The 1,450-nt window shown below is 69.5% G+C and carries 3 protein-coding genes; 1 reads left to right on the top strand and 2 read right to left on the bottom strand.

Annotation, left to right across the window (positions count from 1 at the left end; all coding sequences use genetic code 11):
* A partial coding sequence (locus G7A99_RS19635) for a hypothetical protein (RefSeq protein ID WP_205599944.1) occupies positions 1–192 on the top strand: 192 nt, incomplete at its 5' end.
* Positions 193–275: 83 nt separating this feature from the next.
* Here the strand turns inward: G7A99_RS19635 and G7A99_RS19640 are convergent.
* Both G7A99_RS19640 and tsaB read right to left on the bottom strand, forming a co-directional pair.
* Positions 276–725 carry an Hsp20/alpha crystallin family protein gene (locus G7A99_RS19640; protein ID WP_018716923.1) on the bottom strand — a complete coding sequence of 150 codons (450 nt, stop codon included), beginning with the start codon at positions 723–725 and terminating at the stop codon, positions 276–278.
* Positions 726–878: 153 nt separating this feature from the next.
* Positions 879–1,450 (bottom strand): tRNA (adenosine(37)-N6)-threonylcarbamoyltransferase complex dimerization subunit type 1 TsaB (gene tsaB / locus G7A99_RS19645; RefSeq protein WP_163143405.1); only part of this gene is annotated, 572 nt, incomplete at its 5' end.

Genomic DNA, 1,450 nt, shown 5'->3' on the forward strand with positions numbered 1-1,450 from the left:
AACACCGTGGTGGTGATCGAGCACAACCTGGATGTGATCGCCGAGGCGGACTGGCTGCTGGACCTCGGCCCGGAGGGTGGCGACGGGGGCGGCCGGCTGGTGGCCCAGGGCCCGCCGGAGGCCGTGGGTACGGCGGACACCCCGACGGGACGGATCCTCGGGGAGTTCCTGGCCGAGCGCACCCGGACCTGACACGGCCGCAACCAAAAACGGCGGCCCCAGGGACCGCCGTCGGGATCGGGGTGACGTCGCCGGCGTCACCGTTCAGGGATGGCTCACTGCTCCACCGGGATCCGTCGGGACACGGCGGTCTCGCGCTTGCCGATCTCGATGCGGAGCACGCCCTGATCCCCGCGGGCGCGAACCGACTCCGGGTCGGCGCTGTCCGGCAGCGCGAAGCGCCGGTAGAACACCCCATAGGCGCGTTCCCGGCGGCGTACGCCGCCCTCGTCGGTATCACGCTCGCTGGTCCGCTCACCCCGGATGGAGAGCACCCCGTTCTCCATGGTCACCTCGATATCCTCCGGCGTCACGCCGGGGATATCGGCCTCGACCACGAACTTGTCCTTCTCCTCGCGGATGTCCACCGCCGGGGTCCACTGACTGGTCTCCACGGTGGAAAAATCACGCACCGCATCGAGCAGCGGCGAAGAAGAGAAGAACCGGCTGAACTCGTCGCTCAGGTTGGCCACGCCACGGCCCGGGCGATAACGCGTCATGTCCATATCCATCACCTCCCTGCATTGTTCCCGTATTTCCCGTCGCGGACGCACCGCGATCCTGCATTCCGGTATATCGGGAACATCGAGTTCAATTTCAAGTGATTGGGGGTTACTGTCGACAAACGGGACGAACGGAATTCGTACCGCCCGCCAACCCTACCCCTGGGTGACGCGGTTGCGCAGGTAGGTGGGCACGACATCCTCCGCCGCCACACCGCGCGCCCCCGCCGCCAGCCGCACCTCGGCCAGGGCGAGACAGTCCCGGGCGTCCGGCAGGCGTTCCGGATCGACCACCGTAACCGCCTCGCCTAGCCGTTCCGCGAGGACCTCGGCGTAGGCGCCGTAGCCCGTACCGCAACCGAGCCAGGCGTCGCCGGTGCCCGGCAGCACCACGGAATCCGGCGACACCACCGCCTCCTCCCCCGCGGTGACGACGCCCGCGCCACGGCGCCGATAGCAGCCCCAGTAAACCTCGCCCATGCGGGCGTCCATGGCGACTGCAACTGCCGCCGCACCGTGGGTGCGGCAGGCCCCCTGCGCCACGGTGGCCAGGGTGGACACCGGGATCACTGGCAGGTCCGCACCGAGGGCGAGCCCCTGGGTCACACCAATACCGATCCGCACCCCGGTGAACGAACCCGGACCGCTGCAGCAGGCCAGCGCCCCGAGGTCGGTCATCTCCAGGCCCGCCTCGTCGAGGACCGCACGGACCATGGCGAGGACGGTCC

This window comes from Arhodomonas sp. KWT (assembly GCF_010993615.1).